This window comes from Nocardioides euryhalodurans (assembly GCF_004564375.1).
GTDB lineage: Bacteria > Actinomycetota > Actinomycetes > Propionibacteriales > Nocardioidaceae > Nocardioides > Nocardioides euryhalodurans.
Genome location: NZ_CP038267.1, coordinates 3,109,640 through 3,122,950, shown reverse-complemented (window position 1 = coordinate 3,122,950; position 13,311 = coordinate 3,109,640). Strand labels below are relative to the sequence as shown.

Below are 13,311 nucleotides of genomic sequence, written 5' to 3'. Positions count from 1 at the left end.
TGCTGCCCATGCACATGCGACGCTCCCTGGCGCTGCTGACCGGCGCGCTCCTGATGACCGCGCCCCTCACCGCGTGCGGCTTCGACAAGGCGACCGACCGGGTCAACACGATCGTCGTCGGCACGTCCGACCGGGAGACGTCGGTCGACGTCCTCGGCGCGGTGGTGGTCTCCGCCGAGGAGGGCTCCGGCACGTTCATCGCGTCCTTCGTCAACAACGACCTCGAGGAGCCGGCCACTGTCGCCGCGATCACCCCGCAGGACCCCGAGGCCGTCCAGGTCCCGGAGTTCTCCCCCATCGAGATCGAGCCCAACGGGATCGTCAACCTCGCCGAGGACGACCAGGGCGTCGGGGTCGAGGGCGAGGTGGAGGCCGGGGGCCTGGTCACCATGACCGTGGAGCTCGAGGGTGGCGAGCTGGTCGAGCTCGACGTCCCCGTGGTGGCCAACTGCGACGAGTACGAAGGCCTCGACGGGGTCGGCGGCGAGTGCGAGGTCGCCGAGCCGGTGGGAGACCACGGATGACCTACACCCTGGTCCTGCTCCGCCACGGCGAGAGCGAGTGGAACGCCAAGAACCTCTTCACGGGCTGGGTCGACGTCGACCTCACCGAGAAGGGCCGCGTGGAGGCCGTCCGCGGCGGCGAGCAGCTGCGCGAGGCCGGGCTGCTGCCCGACGTCGTCCACACCTCGCTCCAGCGTCGCGCGATCACGACCGCCCACCTCGCGCTCGACGCCGCGGACCGCCACTGGATCCCCGTGCGTCGCTCGTGGCGCCTCAACGAGCGCCACTACGGGGCGCTGCAGGGCAAGGACAAGAAGCAGACCCTCGAGCAGTACGGCGAGGAGCAGTTCATGACGTGGCGTCGCTCGTTCGACGTCCCGCCACCACCCCTCGACGACGACGACCAGTGGTCGCAGGCCGGCGACCCGCGCTACGCCGACCTCGGCGACGAGATGCCGCGCACCGAGTGCCTCAAGGACGTCATCGGCCGGATGCTCCCCTACTGGGAGTCGGCGGTCGTCCCCGACCTCGAGGCCGACCGGACGGTGCTGGTCGCTGCCCACGGCAACAGCCTGCGCGCGATCGTGAAGCACCTCGACGGCATCAGCGACGAGGACATCGCCGGCCTCAACATCCCGACCGGGATGCCGCTGGTCTACCGCCTCGACGGCGCGCTCCAGCCCACGGTCGTCGGCGGCGAGTACCTCGACCCGGACGCCGCGGCCGAGGCGGCTGCCGCCGTGGCCAACCAGGGGCGCTGACGCCTCATCCGACCCGGTGCTGCCGACGCAGCACGGGCGGCAGGTAGGCCGCTCCCGGGGCGTCGTCGCCGACGGCTGCGACGTCGCCGGGGTTGGAGAACGCGCAGCGCTGCAGCGACAGGCAGCCGCAGCCGATGCAGGAGTCGAGCCCGTCGCGCAGCTTCTCGAGAGCGGCGATCTGCTCGTCGAGCCCGGCCGCGCCAGTGCCGGGAGATGCGGCCCCAGTCCGCCTTGGTCGGCGTCCGCGACGCCGGGAGCTCGTCGAGCTCGCCGCGGATCTCCTCCAGGGTGAGGCCGATGTTGCTCGCCGCCCGGATGAAGGCCAGGCGGCGCAGCACGCTGCGCTCGAAGAGCCGTCGGCCGCCCGGCGAGCGCGAGGCCGTGATCAGGCCCTCCGCCTCGTAGAAGCGGAGCGCCGAGGCAGCGAAGCCGCTCCTGGCGGAGATCTCCCCCATCGGCAGCAGGTCGCGCTTGTCCATCCTCGCTCCTTGAACTCAAGTTCACTTGAGCTTGAATACTGGCAGGCATGACACACGAACTCAACCGCACCGCCCTCGTCACCGGGGGCTCCGCCGGGCTCGGCCTCGAGCTCGTCCGCTCCCTCACCGACGACGGGTGGCAGGTCGTCACCGACGCACGGAACTCCTCCCGGCTCGCTTCCGGCGTCGGATCCCTCTCCGCGTCGGACCGCGTCACGGCGCCGTCGTGGGTGACGTCGCAGACGCCGACCACCGGGCCTCCCTCGTCGAGGCCGTCGAGCGCCTCGGCGGCCTCGACCTCCTGGTGCTCAACGCCAGCACGTTGGGCCCGCTCCCGATGCGGCCGCTCAGCGAGCTCACCGCAGCCGAGCTCGGCGACACGATCCGGGGCACGGCCGGCGCCAACGCGGCGCTGATGATCGAGCTCACCGCACCGCTGCTCCGGAGGCAGGGCGTGGTGCTGGGGATCTCCTCCGACGCCGCGGTCGAGCACTACGAGACCTGGGGGCCGTACGGCGCCGCCAAGGCGGCGCTCGACCACCTGGTGCTGACCTTCGGCGCCGAGACCGGGCTGACGGCGTACGCCGTGGACCCCGGCGACATGCGCACCCGGATGCACCAGGACGCCTTCCCCGGCGAGGACATCTCCGATCGGCCGTTGCCCGGCGCCGTGGTGCCGCGGCTGCGCGCCCTGCTCGAGCAGCGCCCGGCCTCGGGACGGTTGCGCGCCGCCGACGTCGCCCTGCCTCGGGAGAACGTCGAGGTGCCCGCGTGACGACCCTCGCCCTGCGGCCGACCACGACCTTCACCGCCCCCGGGACCTCGTTCGCCGCCGGGCCGCCCGAGTCCCGCGGGCTGCCGCGCGACGGCGTACGGCTGCTCGTCGCGAGCCCGGCCGGCACCGTCGACACCCGGTTCCCCCGCCTGCCCGAGCACCTCGACCCCGGCGACCTGCTGGTGGTCAACGACTCCGCGGTGGTGCCGGGCCAGCTCGATGGCAGCCGTCACCCGGCCAACGGTGACGCTGCCGGCGAGGTCGTCCTGCACGTCGGGAGCGAGCTGGCACACCGCGAGCACGTCGTGGAGCTCCGGACCGCGCCCGACGCCGGGCGGTCCGTCCTCGTCGCCTCCCCGGGCGACCGGGTGCGGGTCCGCGGCGCGGAGCTGCGGCTCGTCGCGGCGTACCCCGGCGAGGGGTCCTCCCCCACCGGTACCGGCAACCGGCTCTGGCGGGCGCGCGTGGTCGCCGGCGACCTGGCGGCGTCGCTGCGCCACCGCGGCCGACCGATCAGCTACGGCTACCTCGACCGCGACTACCCGCTCGCGGCCTACCAGTCGGTCTTCGCGCGGACGCCGGGCAGCGTCGAGATGCCGTCGGCCGGCCGGCCCTTCAGCGACGCCGTCCTCGCCGCGCTCTCCCACCGGGGCGTCCGGATGGCCCCGGTGACCCTGCACACCGGCTTCTCCTCCCAGGAGGCGGGCGAGGCGCCGCAACCCGAGTGGTACGACGTCCCGGCCGCCACCGCGCGGCTCGTCGGGGCCACCCGGGCCGCCGGCGGCCGGGTGGTCGCGGTGGGGACCACCGCGACCCGGGCGCTGGAGTCGGCGGTCGCGCGGGACGGCAGGGTCACCGCGTCACGCGGCTGGACCGAGCGAGTCGTGACCCCGGCCGAGCCGCCACGGGTCGTCGACGGACTGGTCACCGGGTGGCACGACCCGGGCGCCTCGCACCTGCTGCTGGTCGAGGCCGTCGCCGGCCGGGACACCGCCCAGGCGGCGTACGACGTGGCCTCGACCGCGGGCTACCTCTGGCACGAGTTCGGCGACTCGGCCCTGCTGCTGCGGCGCTGAGCGTGGCCCAGCGCCGAGATGGGCTCAGGCGTCGACGGGGATCTGGCCGGTGACGACGAAGACGATCCGGTTGGCGACCGACACGGCGTGGTCGGCGATCCGCTCGTAGTAGCGGCCCAGCAGCGCCACGTCGACGGCGGCCTCCACCCCGTGGGCCCAGTCGTCGCTCAGCAGCTCGGTGAAGCTGCGGCGGCGGAGCTGGTCCATGATCTCGTCGTCGCGGCCGAGCTCGATGGCCGCCTCGACGTCCTTGTCGGTGATGATCCGCGACACCCGCGCGACCATGTCCTCGGCCACCTCGGCCATCCGGGTCATGGTGGGCCGGATCTGCTCCGGCACGGCGACCTCGGGGACCCGGAGCCGGGCGATCTTGGCGACGTGGACGGACAGGTCGCCCATCCGCTCGAGCTCGCTGATCATCCGCAGCGCGGACACGACGACCCGCAGGTCGCCCGCGACGGGCTGCTGCAGCGAGAGCAGCGAGAAGCACTTGTCCTCGATCTTCTCGCGCGCGGAGTCGATGGTCGCGTCGGAGCTGATCACCCGCTCGGCGATCTCGGCGTCGCCCTGCAGCAGGGCTGCCGTGGCGTCGCGGACGGCGATCTCGACCAGGCGGCACACGTCTGCCAGGTCGCCGAAGACGGAGTCGAGCTGTTCATGGAAGGCCTCACGCATGTCACCCACCCTAGGTGGCCCAGGTGACCAGACGGGGAGGATCCGTGAACGGGCGGTGAACAGTCGACTGCGGGGCGTCTCGGCGAGGAACTGTGGGTGAATCCCACCGTACGCTGGGCGCGTGGACCCGACGCTCCAGGCGCTGCTCGCCGCCCTCACGGGCGCGCTCGTGGCCGGTGGTGCCGTGCTCGCCTGGGCCGTCAGCGACCGGCAGCAGCGCCGCATCGCGCCCCTCGAGGAGCCGGTCGTGCCCCCCGGGGTCGCCACCGTGCTGTCGGTGCTGCGCAGCAGCGCGGTCCTCGTCGGCGAGGACGACGTCGTGCTCAAGGCCAGCGCCCCGGCGTACTCCATGGGGCTGGTGCGGGGCAGCTCGCTGGTCTCGGAGGGCCTCGCCACCCTGGTCACCCAGGTTCGCCGCGACGGGCAGATCCGCGAGACCGAGCTGCTCATCCACCGGGCCGGCCTGTCCGCCCGCCACGTCACCGCGCGGGTCGCCCCGCTGAGCTCCCACCTGGTCCTCGCCCTGGTCGAGGACCGTACGCGGGAGCGGCAGGTCGAAGCGGTTCGTCGTGACTTCGTCGCCAACGTCAGCCACGAGCTGAAGACGCCCGTGGGGGCGATCCGGCTGCTGGCCGAGGCCGTCCACGAGGCCGCCGAGGACCCCGAGGCGGTGCAGCGCTTCAGCGGACGCATGATCACCGAGTCCGACCGGCTCACCCGGCTGGTGCAGCAGATCATCGAGCTCTCCCGCCTGCAGGGGGACGAGCCGGTGGACGAGCCCGCCCCGATCCAGGTCGACGAGATCGTCAAGACCGCCGTCGACACCAGCGCCATCGATGCTGACGCGCGCCGGATCTCGATCGTCACCGGAGGCGCGACCGGGCTCGAGGTGTTCGGCAGCAGCGAGCAGATCACGGCCGCGGTCGCCAACCTGGTCGCCAACGCCGTCGCGTACTCCGAGGACGACTCGACGGTGCTGGTCTCGACCAAGGGGCTCGAGGAGTCCGTCGAGATCTCCGTCGTCGACCAGGGCATCGGCATCCCGGAACGCGAGGTCGACCGGATCTTCGAGCGCTTCTACCGGGTCGACCCGGCGCGCCACCGCTCCACGGGCGGCACCGGGCTCGGCCTCTCGATCGTCAAGCACGTCGCGGCCACCCACGGTGGCGACGTGAGAGTGTGGTCGGTGGAGGGGCAGGGCTCGACCTTCACGCTCCGCCTCCCGAGAAGGAATCAGGAGACAGGCCGGTGACCCGGGTACTCGTCGTCGAGGACGAAGAGAGCTACAGCGACGCTCTCGCCTACATGCTGCGCAAGGAGGGGTACGACGTCGCCGTCGCGGCGACCGGCCCCGACGCGCTGACCGAGTTCGACCGCAACGGCGCCGACATCGTGCTGCTGGACCTGATGCTCCCCGGTCTGCCCGGCACCGAGGTGTGCCGGCAGATCCGGGCGACGTCCAGCGTGCCGGTGATCATGGTCTCGGCGAAGGACGACGAGGTCGACAAGGTCGTCGGGCTGGAGCTCGGCGCCGACGACTACGTCACCAAGCCGTACTCCCCCCGTGAGCTGGTCGCCCGGATCCGGGCGGTGCTGCGACGCGGGGTCGAGCCCGACCTGGCGCCCTCCGCGCTGGAGGCCGGGCCGGTCCGGATGGACGTCGAGCGCCACGTCGTGACCGTCGACGGCGAGGAGCAGCGGCTGCCGCTCAAGGAGTTCGAGCTGCTCGAGATGTTCCTGCGCAACCCCGGCCGGGTGCTCACCCGGGGGCAGCTCATCGACCGGGTCTGGGGCTCGGACTACGTGGGCGACACCAAGACCCTCGACGTCCACGTGAAGCGGCTGCGCGCCAAGCTCGAGCCCGATCCGGCGGCCCCGACGTTCCTCGTGACCGTGCGGGGGCTGGGTTACAAGCTGGACCTGTGATCCTGCGGGTCGTCGGTCTCCCCGCCTGAGCGAGGAGACCGACACCACCCAGGTCCACCCACCCGATTGGCGGGAAGTCGCGGCGCGACGTCCGATAACCGCGTGTCCCGCGGGGTCCGGGGTTCCTAGGCTGGCGGCGTGACCCGGACGTCGACACCTCCCAGCTGGCTGCCGCTCGCCGCGGTCGCCACCACCCTCGTCTTCTGGGCGAGCGCGTTCGTCGCGATCCGCCACCTGGGGTCGGACTTCTCCCCGGGCGCGCTGTCGCTGGGGCGGCTGGTCGTCGGTGCCGCGTGCCTGGCGGTGGTGGCCCTCGCCAGCGGGCTCCCGCGTCCCACCGCGGCCGAGTGGCGCTCGCTGGTCATCATCGGGGTGCTGTGGTTCGGCCTCTACAACGTGGCGCTCAACGAGGGTGAGCAGCGCGTCGACGCCGGCACCGCCGCGATGCTCATCCAGGTCTCACCGGTGCTGATCGCCCTGCTGGCGGCGGTCTTCCTCGACGAGCCGTTCACCCGCTGGCTCGCGCTGGGGCTGGCGCTCGCCTTCAGCGGCATCGCGCTCATCGGCACGGCCACGTCGCCGGGCGGTGACCGCGACCTGGTGGGGGTCGTGCTGGTGCTGGTCTCCGCCACGGCGTACGCCGTCAGCGTGATCCTGCAGAAGCCGCTGATGCGGCGCATGCGCAGCGTCCACGTGACGTGGCTGGCCTGCACGATCGGGGCGGTCTCGTGCCTGCCGTGGGCGGGGCAGCTGGTCTCCGAGGTGGGCGAGGCGCCGGCGTCGTCGGTGTGGTGGCTGGTCTACCTCGGGGTGTTCCCGACGGCCCTGGCCTTCACGACGTATGCCTATGCACTCACCCACATGGACGCCAGCCGGCTCGGCATCACGACCTACCTCGTGCCGCCGATCACGATCGTGATGGGGCTGGTGTTCCTCGACGAGGTCCCGCCGACCATGGCGTACGTCGGCGGCGCGCTCGCCCTGGTCGGCGTGGCGGTCGCGCGGCGTCGGCCACGGCCGCGGGAGCGGGCCGAGGAGCCGGCCCTCACGCCGTCGTGAACAATGCGTCCGTGACCGACCCGCGAGAGTCCGCGCCCCTCGACGTCGACGCCGCCGAGCAGATGTGGCAGACGTACGCCGCCGCCCGCCCGGAGCTCGCGCGCACCGGCCCGGAGCACACCGTCGAGCGGTTCGGCGACTCGGCCCGGCTCGCCGACGAGCTGCTACGCCTGGTGACCCACGGCCCGAAGCGGGCCACCGCCGAGCTGGTCGACGCGTTCGTGTCGGCCGGTGACCCGCTGCCGCGCGTCGGCGCGCACTGGATCGCGTGCGACGGCGAAGGGGTGCCGCGGGTGGTGCTCCGCAGCACCGAGCTGCGGGTCACGACCTTCGACCAGGTCGACGCCGCCTTCGCGTGGGACGAGGGCGAGGACGACCGCACGCTGGAGAGCTGGCGGCGCGAGCACAGCCGCTACTGGCGACGCACCTGCGCCGCCCGTGGGCAGGAGTGGTCGGAGACGGACGAGATCCTGCTGGAGCGCTTCACGGTGGTCTGGCCGCCGGAGCTCGCCGACGACTGAGCCCGCTGCGTCAGACCGGCCGGGCGCCGGACTCCAGCCAGCCCCGGAAGGCGTCGAGGTTGCGGGTCGACTCGCCGCGGGAGGTCCGCCACTCCCACTCCTTGCGGATCGCGGACCCGAAGCCGAGCTCGAGGATGGTGTTGAAGGACTCGTCGGCGTAGGTCAGCACCGAGCCCAGCAGCCGGTCGAGCTCCTCGGGGGTGACCGTCGAGAGCGGCAGCCGTGCGTCGAGGTAGATGTCGCCGAGCGGGTCGATGCCGAAGGCGACGGCGTACATCCGGAGGTTGCGCTGCAGCAACCAGCGGTAGACGCCCTCGAAGTTCTCGTCGGGCCGGCGGCACACGAAGGCGTGGACGCCGAGCGCGTGGGGTCCGACGTCGAGCCGTACGGCGGTCTCGAGCTTGCGCTCGCCGGGCAGCCGCAGCGAGAAGACGCCCTCGGAGAGCTCCTCGTGGTCGATCCCCACATCGGTCAGGTGGTCACGGATCACCTGGGCGACGTCGGTCACGAGGCCTCCTCCATCACGGTCTGCGCCTGCTCGTACACCTCGAGGGTACGGTCCGCGGTCCGCTCCCACGAGAACTCCCGCGCCTGCTCGACCGCGCCCGCCGACAGCCGGGACCGCAGCTCGCCGTCGGTGATCAGCCGCCTGATGGCGACGGCCCAGTCGCGCGGCTCGTGGCCGTCGACCAGCAGGCCCGAGTGCCCGTCGCGGACGACGGTGGTGAGGCCGCCGACGGCCGCGGCCACCACGGGGGTACCGGTCGCCTGCGCCTCGACGGCCACCAGGCCGAACGACTCGTTGTAGGAGGGAACGGCGACCAGGTCGGCTGCGGCGCACCACTGGGCAAGCTCGGGCTGGGCCACGGGCGGCACGAACCGCACCACGTCGTCGAGGCCGAGGCCGCTCGCGAGGTCGGCCAGCGCCTCGGGGTGCTCGAGGCCGGAGCCGGACGGGCCGCCGACGACGGGGACCACGAGCTGCGACCGCAGCTGCGGCGAGTCGTCGAGCAGCACCGCGACGGCGCGCAGCAGCACGTCCGGCGCCTTGAGCGGCTGGATCCGGCCGGCGAAGAGCAGCACGTGCGCGTCCTCGGGCAGGCCGAGGCCGCGTCGGGCGGCACGGGGGTCCTGCGGCCGGAAGACGTCGAGGTCGACGCCGGGGTGGATCACCTCGACCCGGCCCGGGTCGGCGTCGTAGAGGTTGATCAGCTGCTTGGCCTCGATGTCGGTGTTGGCGACGAGCACGTCGGCGGCGGCGACCACCTGCTCCTCGCCGATGATGCGACCCTCGGGCTCGGGGGTGTCGCCCTCCGCGAGCGCCTCGTTCTTGACCTTCGCCATGGTGTGCATCGAGTGGACCAGCGGGACGCCCCAGCGGTCACGGGCCAGTGCTCCCACCTGGCCGGAGAGCCAGTAGTGGGAGTGGACGGCGTCGTAGTGGCCGACCGGCTGCACCGCCTCCGCGCGCAACACCTCCCGCGCGAAGACGCACAGCTGACCGGGCAGCTCGCCCTTGCTGAGGCCCTCGAAGGGCCCGGCGGTGATGTGTCGCACGAGCACCCCGTCCGCGGCGAGCACGCTCGGCGGCTGGACGGACCCGGTGGCACGCGTGAAGACGTCGACCTCGACGCCTCGCGTGGCGAGCCGCTTGGCGAGCTCGACCACGTAGACGTTCATGCCCCCCGCGTCACCGGTGCCCGGCTGGTCGAGGGGTGAGGTGTGCAGGCTGATCATCGCCACGCGTTCGATGCGGCGCTCCACGCGGTCTCCTGTCTGCGGACGTCCTTGGCTCAACGCACGCGGGGCCGTGCTCATTCCACGTCGCCGGATCGGCCGCCTAGATTGGGGTCGTGCTGGTGTACGACGGCGACTGCGGCTTCTGCCGCCGCAGCCTCGGCTGGGGGCGTCGGCTCGGCGTCCGCGTCGAGGCGGTCCCGGCGTCCGCCGTCGACCCGGGTGCCCTGGGGCTGACGCGGGAACAGCTCGCCGAGGCGGTCTGGTACGTCGACGAGGCCGGCGTACGCCACCGTGGCCACGCGGCGATCGCCCGGGCGCTGCGGACCAGCCGCTGGCTGCCGGTGCGGCTCGCCGGCCGGGTCCTCGGGAGCCGGCCGGTCTCGCCGCTGGCGAGCCGGGCGTACGCCTGGGTGGCGACCCACCGCGGCCGCTTCCCCTCGTGGCTGGGCTGAGCGTCCCTCAGCGGGAGGCGTGGGACCCGTGCCGGCCACCGCGCGGCGCGGGGTCGCTGCGACGACCGGTCGCGAGCAGGACGGCGGACCCGACCACCGCGAGCGCGCCGAGCACCCCGTCGAGCGTGACGCCGTCCGCGTCGCCCTTGACGACGAGGTAGACCGACCAGACGAGCAGCGGGAACGCGACGGCCACGATCACGCGCAGCCACAGGGCGCTGCGACTGACCAGGCCCGCGCCGACGACGGCCAGGGCGAGTCCGATCAGGACCAGCCCCGCCAGCTGGGCGGTGTCACCCCATGACGGGCTGCTTCCGGCCAGCTCGACCCCCCACCGGACGGCCCAGCACAGGCCGCCGAGCAGGCCCGCCACCAGACCCAGGACGCGCAGGTTCATGGCCCCCTCGGCTCCTCACGACGCGATCAGGATCGCCCAATACTGCCATCCGGACGGCCTCGCTCTCACCCGGACGGGTGGTCCCGGCACAATCATGGCCATGAGCGAACCACGGACTGCCGTCGTCACGGGTGCCAGCAGCGGGATCGGGGCCGCAACCGCCAGGACCCTCGCAGCAGCGGGGTTCCGGGTCGTCTGCGCCGCACGCCGTACGGACCGCATCGAGCAGCTGGCCGGCGAGATCGGTGGCGTCGCGGTCGAGTGCGACGTCACCTCGCGCGAGTCGGTCGCGGGCCTCGCCGACGCCGTGGGCGGGGTGCTCCACGTGCTGGTCAACAACGCCGGCGGCGCCTTCGGGTCCGACCCGGTCGCCTCGGCCGACCCCGAGGACTGGCGGGCGATGTACGACGTCAACGTGCTCGGCACCCTCCACGTCACCCAGGCGCTGCTGCCCGCCCTGCGCGCCTCCGGCGACGGCCTGGTCGTCAACGTCGGCTCGACCGCGGGACGGATCGCCTACGAGGGCGGGGGCGGCTACACCGCCGCCAAGCACGGCACCCAGGTGCTCACCGAGACGCTGCGGCTCGAGCTGTGCGGCGAGCCGATCCGGGTCTCGGAGATCGCGCCCGGCATGGTCCGCACCGACGAGTTCTCCCTCGTGCGCTTCGACGGCGACCAGGAGAAGGCGGACGCGATCTACCAGGGCGTCCCCGACCCGCTGGTCGCCGAGGACGTCGCCGACGCGATCGGCTGGATCGCGACCCGACCCTCCCACGTCAACATCGACGAGCTGGTGATCCGGCCGCGGGCGCAAGCGGCCCAGCACAAGGTCCACCGGGTCTGAGAGACTCGGCGACGTGCAGACCATCGGACTCGTCGGAGGCATGAGCTGGGAGTCCAGCCTCGTCTACTACCGCGACCTGAACCTCGGCGTCCAGCAACGTCTCGGCGGGCTCTCCTCCCCCACGCTGGTGCTCTCCACGGTCGACTTCGCGGAGCTGACCGCGCTCGAGGACGCCGAGCGGTGGGACCGGATCGGCGAGCTGCTGGCCGAGGCCGCCCGAGGGGTGGAACGGGCCGGGGCCGACTTCCTGCTGCTCTGCACGACCACCTTCCACAAGGTGGCCGACCAGGTGGAGGCCGCGGTCGGCATCCCGCTGCTGCACCTCGCCGACGTCGTCGCCGACGCCTGCCACGCCGCCAAGACGACCAAGGTCGGCCTGGTCGGGACCACCGTCGCCATGTCGGACCCGTTCTTCCGCGACCGGATGGCGAGCCTGGGCGTCGAGGTGCTGGTGCCGCCGGCCGACGACCACGACTTCCTCAACACCGCGATCTACGACGAGCTGGTCCACGGCCGCGTCGTCGACGCCACGCGGCGCCGGGTCGTCGACATCATCGACCACCTCTGGGACGCGGGCGCCGAGGGTGTGCTGCTCGGCTGCACCGAGCTCGAGCTGCTGATCTCGCAGTCCGACGTGGAGCTGCCGGTCTTCCCGTGCACGACGCTGCACGTGAACGCGGCGCTCGACCGCGCGCTGGCCTGAGCCCCCGGGCGGTCTCCCGGCCGCCCCCTCAGGCCTCGGGCGTGCCCTGGTGGAAGCGCTGCACCCAGCGGCCTGACGCCTTCACCCACAGCGAGCTGCGCAGCGTCGACCCGGTGCCCCGCACCGAGCGCCAGACCAGCAGCAGCGTGTCGTCGCCGACCCGGTCGATGCCGAGGACCTCGAGCGACAGCGCCTCGTCCAGGGGGCCGATCTCGGCCAGGAGCTCCTCGCGTGACCAGTGGCGGCCCGACTGGCCGATCTCCTCCCAGTCGGGGTGGAGCAGCGCGGCGACGGCCGCGGGGTCCGCGCGGACGTCGTCGGTGAGCAGCGACCGCTCGAGGGCGACCACCGTGTCCTCGTCGGAGGGCTCCTCGACCAGCGAGAAGAGGTCGGCGTCCGGCTCCGGCTGCCTGGTCACCTCGAACGCGTGCTCGCCGCGGCGGCCCGCGATGCCGGGCCCGTGGGCGGGCTGCTCCCCGTTCTGGAAGGCCAGTGCCGCCGCGTTGGCGAGCTTGTCGGCCGCCTCGTTGAGCGGGTGCCCGCTGTGGCCCTTGACCCACTCGAAGGCGACCCGGTCGCGGCGCCCGTCCATGGCCGCGTCGAGCGCCTTCATGATCTCGACGTTGGCGACCGGCTTGCCGTCGCCCTTCTTCCAGCCACGCCGCTTCCAGCCCGGCATCCACTCCCGGATCGCCTTGATGGCGTACGTCGAGTCGCAGATGACCCGCAGGTCGTCCTCGATCCCGGCGGTCTGCTGCAGCAGGTCCAGCACGGCGGTGAGCTCGCCCATGTTGTTGGTGCCGTGGGGCCAGCCCCCGCTGGCCCAGCAGTCGTCGTCGACGTACCACGCCCACCCGGCCGGGCCGGGGTTCCCCAGCGCGGACCCGTCGGCGGCAGCGACCAGCGTCATGCGCGGTCGGGCGGGAAGCCGCCGGTCGCGACCGGGCCCCACGACTCGACGGAGATCCGGACCAGGGACTTGCCCTGACGGCGCATCGCCTCGCGGTACTCGTCCCAGTCGTCGTGCTCGCCGGCGATGCAGCGGAAGTAGTCGACGAGCCCGTCCTCGGCCTCCTGCGAGGGCATGTCGAGCACCTCGGCGGTCCCGTCGACCTGCACCCACGGGCCGTCGAACTCGTCGGACATCACGAGCACCGTCGCCGCGGGGTCGCGCCGCAGGTTGCGCGCCTTCGCGCGCTCCGGGTACGTCGAGATCACCAGGTGGCCGGTGGAGTCGACGCCGCCGGTGACGGGTGAGACCTGGGGGCGGCCGTCCTGCCGGGTGGTGATCAACGCGTAGCGGTGCCGCTCGCGTGCGAAGTCGAGCAGCCCCTCCCGGTCGACCGTCGTGTTCGTCGCGATGGAAGCCATGCCCGACAGCGTAGGACGCGAGGAATCGT

The 13,311-nt window shown here is 73.0% G+C and carries 18 protein-coding genes and 1 pseudogene; 12 read left to right on the top strand and 7 right to left on the bottom strand.

Annotated elements, in window-relative coordinates:
* The first annotated feature begins 8 nt into the window (after positions 1–8).
* Positions 9–524: a hypothetical protein gene (locus EXE57_RS15020; protein WP_135078865.1), complete on the top strand. Its 516-nt coding sequence runs from the start codon at positions 9–11 to the stop codon at positions 522–524.
* Entirely contained in the window at positions 521–1,264 is a 744-nt protein-coding gene (locus tag EXE57_RS15015; protein ID WP_135078864.1) for a phosphoglyceromutase, read from the top strand. Before EXE57_RS15020 ends, EXE57_RS15015 begins: the two co-directional genes overlap by 4 nt.
* Here the strand turns inward: EXE57_RS15015 and EXE57_RS15010 are convergent.
* Positions 1,159–1,719: a MerR family transcriptional regulator gene (locus EXE57_RS15010; RefSeq protein ID WP_244247097.1), complete on the bottom strand. Its 561-nt coding sequence runs from the start codon at positions 1,717–1,719 to the stop codon at positions 1,159–1,161. The genes EXE57_RS15015 and EXE57_RS15010 overlap by 106 nt on opposite strands.
* Before the next feature lie 71 nt (positions 1,720–1,790).
* Between EXE57_RS15010 and EXE57_RS20395 the strand changes: the two are divergent.
* The 3 genes and pseudogenes from EXE57_RS20395 to EXE57_RS15000 form a co-directional block, all read left to right on the top strand.
* Positions 1,791–1,889 (top strand): annotated as a pseudogene (locus tag EXE57_RS20395) (short-chain dehydrogenase); the annotation flags it as partial.
* Positions 1,890–1,969: 80 nt separating this feature from the next.
* On the top strand, positions 1,970–2,518 hold the full coding sequence (locus EXE57_RS15005) for an SDR family NAD(P)-dependent oxidoreductase (protein WP_279633152.1): 549 nt from the start codon (positions 1,970–1,972) through the stop codon (positions 2,516–2,518).
* Entirely contained in the window at positions 2,515–3,594 is a 1,080-nt protein-coding gene (locus EXE57_RS15000; RefSeq protein WP_135078862.1) for an S-adenosylmethionine:tRNA ribosyltransferase-isomerase, read from the top strand. The genes EXE57_RS15005 and EXE57_RS15000 overlap by 4 nt, the downstream gene beginning before the upstream one ends.
* A gap of 24 nt (positions 3,595–3,618) precedes the next feature.
* Here EXE57_RS15000 and phoU read toward each other — a convergent pair whose 3' ends face one another.
* Positions 3,619–4,269, bottom strand: coding sequence for a phosphate signaling complex protein PhoU (gene phoU, locus EXE57_RS14995; RefSeq protein WP_135078860.1), 651 nt, complete (start codon positions 4,267–4,269; stop codon positions 3,619–3,621).
* A 121-nt stretch (positions 4,270–4,390) separates the two neighbouring features.
* Here phoU and EXE57_RS14990 point away from each other — a divergent pair, with 121 nt between their 5' ends.
* From EXE57_RS14990 to EXE57_RS14975, 4 genes are all read left to right on the top strand, one after another.
* Positions 4,391–5,521: a sensor histidine kinase gene (locus tag EXE57_RS14990; RefSeq protein WP_135078858.1), complete on the top strand. Its 1,131-nt coding sequence runs from the start codon at positions 4,391–4,393 to the stop codon at positions 5,519–5,521.
* The gene (locus EXE57_RS14985) at positions 5,518–6,195 is read left to right on the top strand and encodes a response regulator transcription factor (protein ID WP_135078856.1); all 678 of its coding nucleotides are present in this window, start codon (positions 5,518–5,520) and stop codon (positions 6,193–6,195) included. Before EXE57_RS14990 ends, EXE57_RS14985 begins: the two co-directional genes overlap by 4 nt.
* A 138-nt stretch (positions 6,196–6,333) precedes the next feature.
* Entirely contained in the window at positions 6,334–7,254 is a 921-nt protein-coding gene (locus EXE57_RS14980; RefSeq protein WP_135078854.1) for a DMT family transporter, read from the top strand.
* Positions 7,255–7,265: 11 nt separating this feature from the next.
* Positions 7,266–7,775, top strand: a complete 510-nt coding sequence (locus EXE57_RS14975; RefSeq protein WP_135078852.1) for an ASCH domain-containing protein — start codon at positions 7,266–7,268, stop codon at positions 7,773–7,775.
* 10 nt (positions 7,776–7,785) lie between these two features.
* On the opposite strand, the gene EXE57_RS14970 is transcribed toward EXE57_RS14975, so the two are convergent.
* Complete coding sequence (locus tag EXE57_RS14970) at positions 7,786–8,283, bottom strand: type III secretion system chaperone family protein (protein ID WP_135078849.1); 498 nt, start codon at positions 8,281–8,283, stop codon at positions 7,786–7,788.
* Complete coding sequence (mshA, locus tag EXE57_RS14965; RefSeq protein ID WP_425271684.1) at positions 8,280–9,539, bottom strand: D-inositol-3-phosphate glycosyltransferase; 1,260 nt, start codon at positions 9,537–9,539, stop codon at positions 8,280–8,282. The genes EXE57_RS14970 and mshA overlap by 4 nt, the downstream gene beginning before the upstream one ends.
* An 89-nt stretch (positions 9,540–9,628) precedes the next feature.
* On the opposite strand from mshA, the gene EXE57_RS14960 reads away from it, so the two are divergent.
* A complete protein-coding gene (locus EXE57_RS14960; RefSeq protein WP_167305926.1) occupies positions 9,629–9,967 on the top strand; it encodes a thiol-disulfide oxidoreductase DCC family protein in 339 nt (112 codons plus the stop codon).
* A 7-nt stretch (positions 9,968–9,974) separates the two neighbouring features.
* Here the strand turns inward: EXE57_RS14960 and EXE57_RS14955 are convergent, their stop codons facing one another.
* The gene (locus EXE57_RS14955) at positions 9,975–10,364 is read right to left on the bottom strand and encodes a hypothetical protein (protein WP_135078843.1); all 390 of its coding nucleotides are present in this window, start codon (positions 10,362–10,364) and stop codon (positions 9,975–9,977) included.
* A 100-nt stretch (positions 10,365–10,464) separates the two neighbouring features.
* On the opposite strand from EXE57_RS14955, the gene EXE57_RS14950 reads away from it, so the two are divergent.
* Both EXE57_RS14950 and EXE57_RS14945 read left to right on the top strand, forming a co-directional pair.
* The gene (locus EXE57_RS14950) at positions 10,465–11,208 is read left to right on the top strand and encodes an SDR family NAD(P)-dependent oxidoreductase (RefSeq protein ID WP_135078841.1); all 744 of its coding nucleotides are present in this window, start codon (positions 10,465–10,467) and stop codon (positions 11,206–11,208) included.
* A 13-nt stretch (positions 11,209–11,221) separates the two neighbouring features.
* A complete protein-coding gene (locus EXE57_RS14945; RefSeq protein ID WP_135078839.1) occupies positions 11,222–11,911 on the top strand; it encodes an aspartate/glutamate racemase family protein in 690 nt (229 codons plus the stop codon).
* Positions 11,912–11,939: 28 nt separating this feature from the next.
* Here EXE57_RS14945 and EXE57_RS14940 read toward each other — a convergent pair whose 3' ends face one another.
* Both EXE57_RS14940 and EXE57_RS14935 read right to left on the bottom strand, forming a co-directional pair.
* Positions 11,940–12,821, bottom strand: a complete 882-nt coding sequence (locus tag EXE57_RS14940; protein WP_135078837.1) for a ribonuclease HI family protein — start codon at positions 12,819–12,821, stop codon at positions 11,940–11,942.
* The gene (locus EXE57_RS14935) at positions 12,818–13,282 is read right to left on the bottom strand and encodes a PPOX class F420-dependent oxidoreductase (RefSeq protein ID WP_135078835.1); all 465 of its coding nucleotides are present in this window, start codon (positions 13,280–13,282) and stop codon (positions 12,818–12,820) included. The genes EXE57_RS14940 and EXE57_RS14935 overlap by 4 nt, the downstream gene beginning before the upstream one ends.
* Positions 13,283–13,311: the final 29 nt, after the last annotated feature.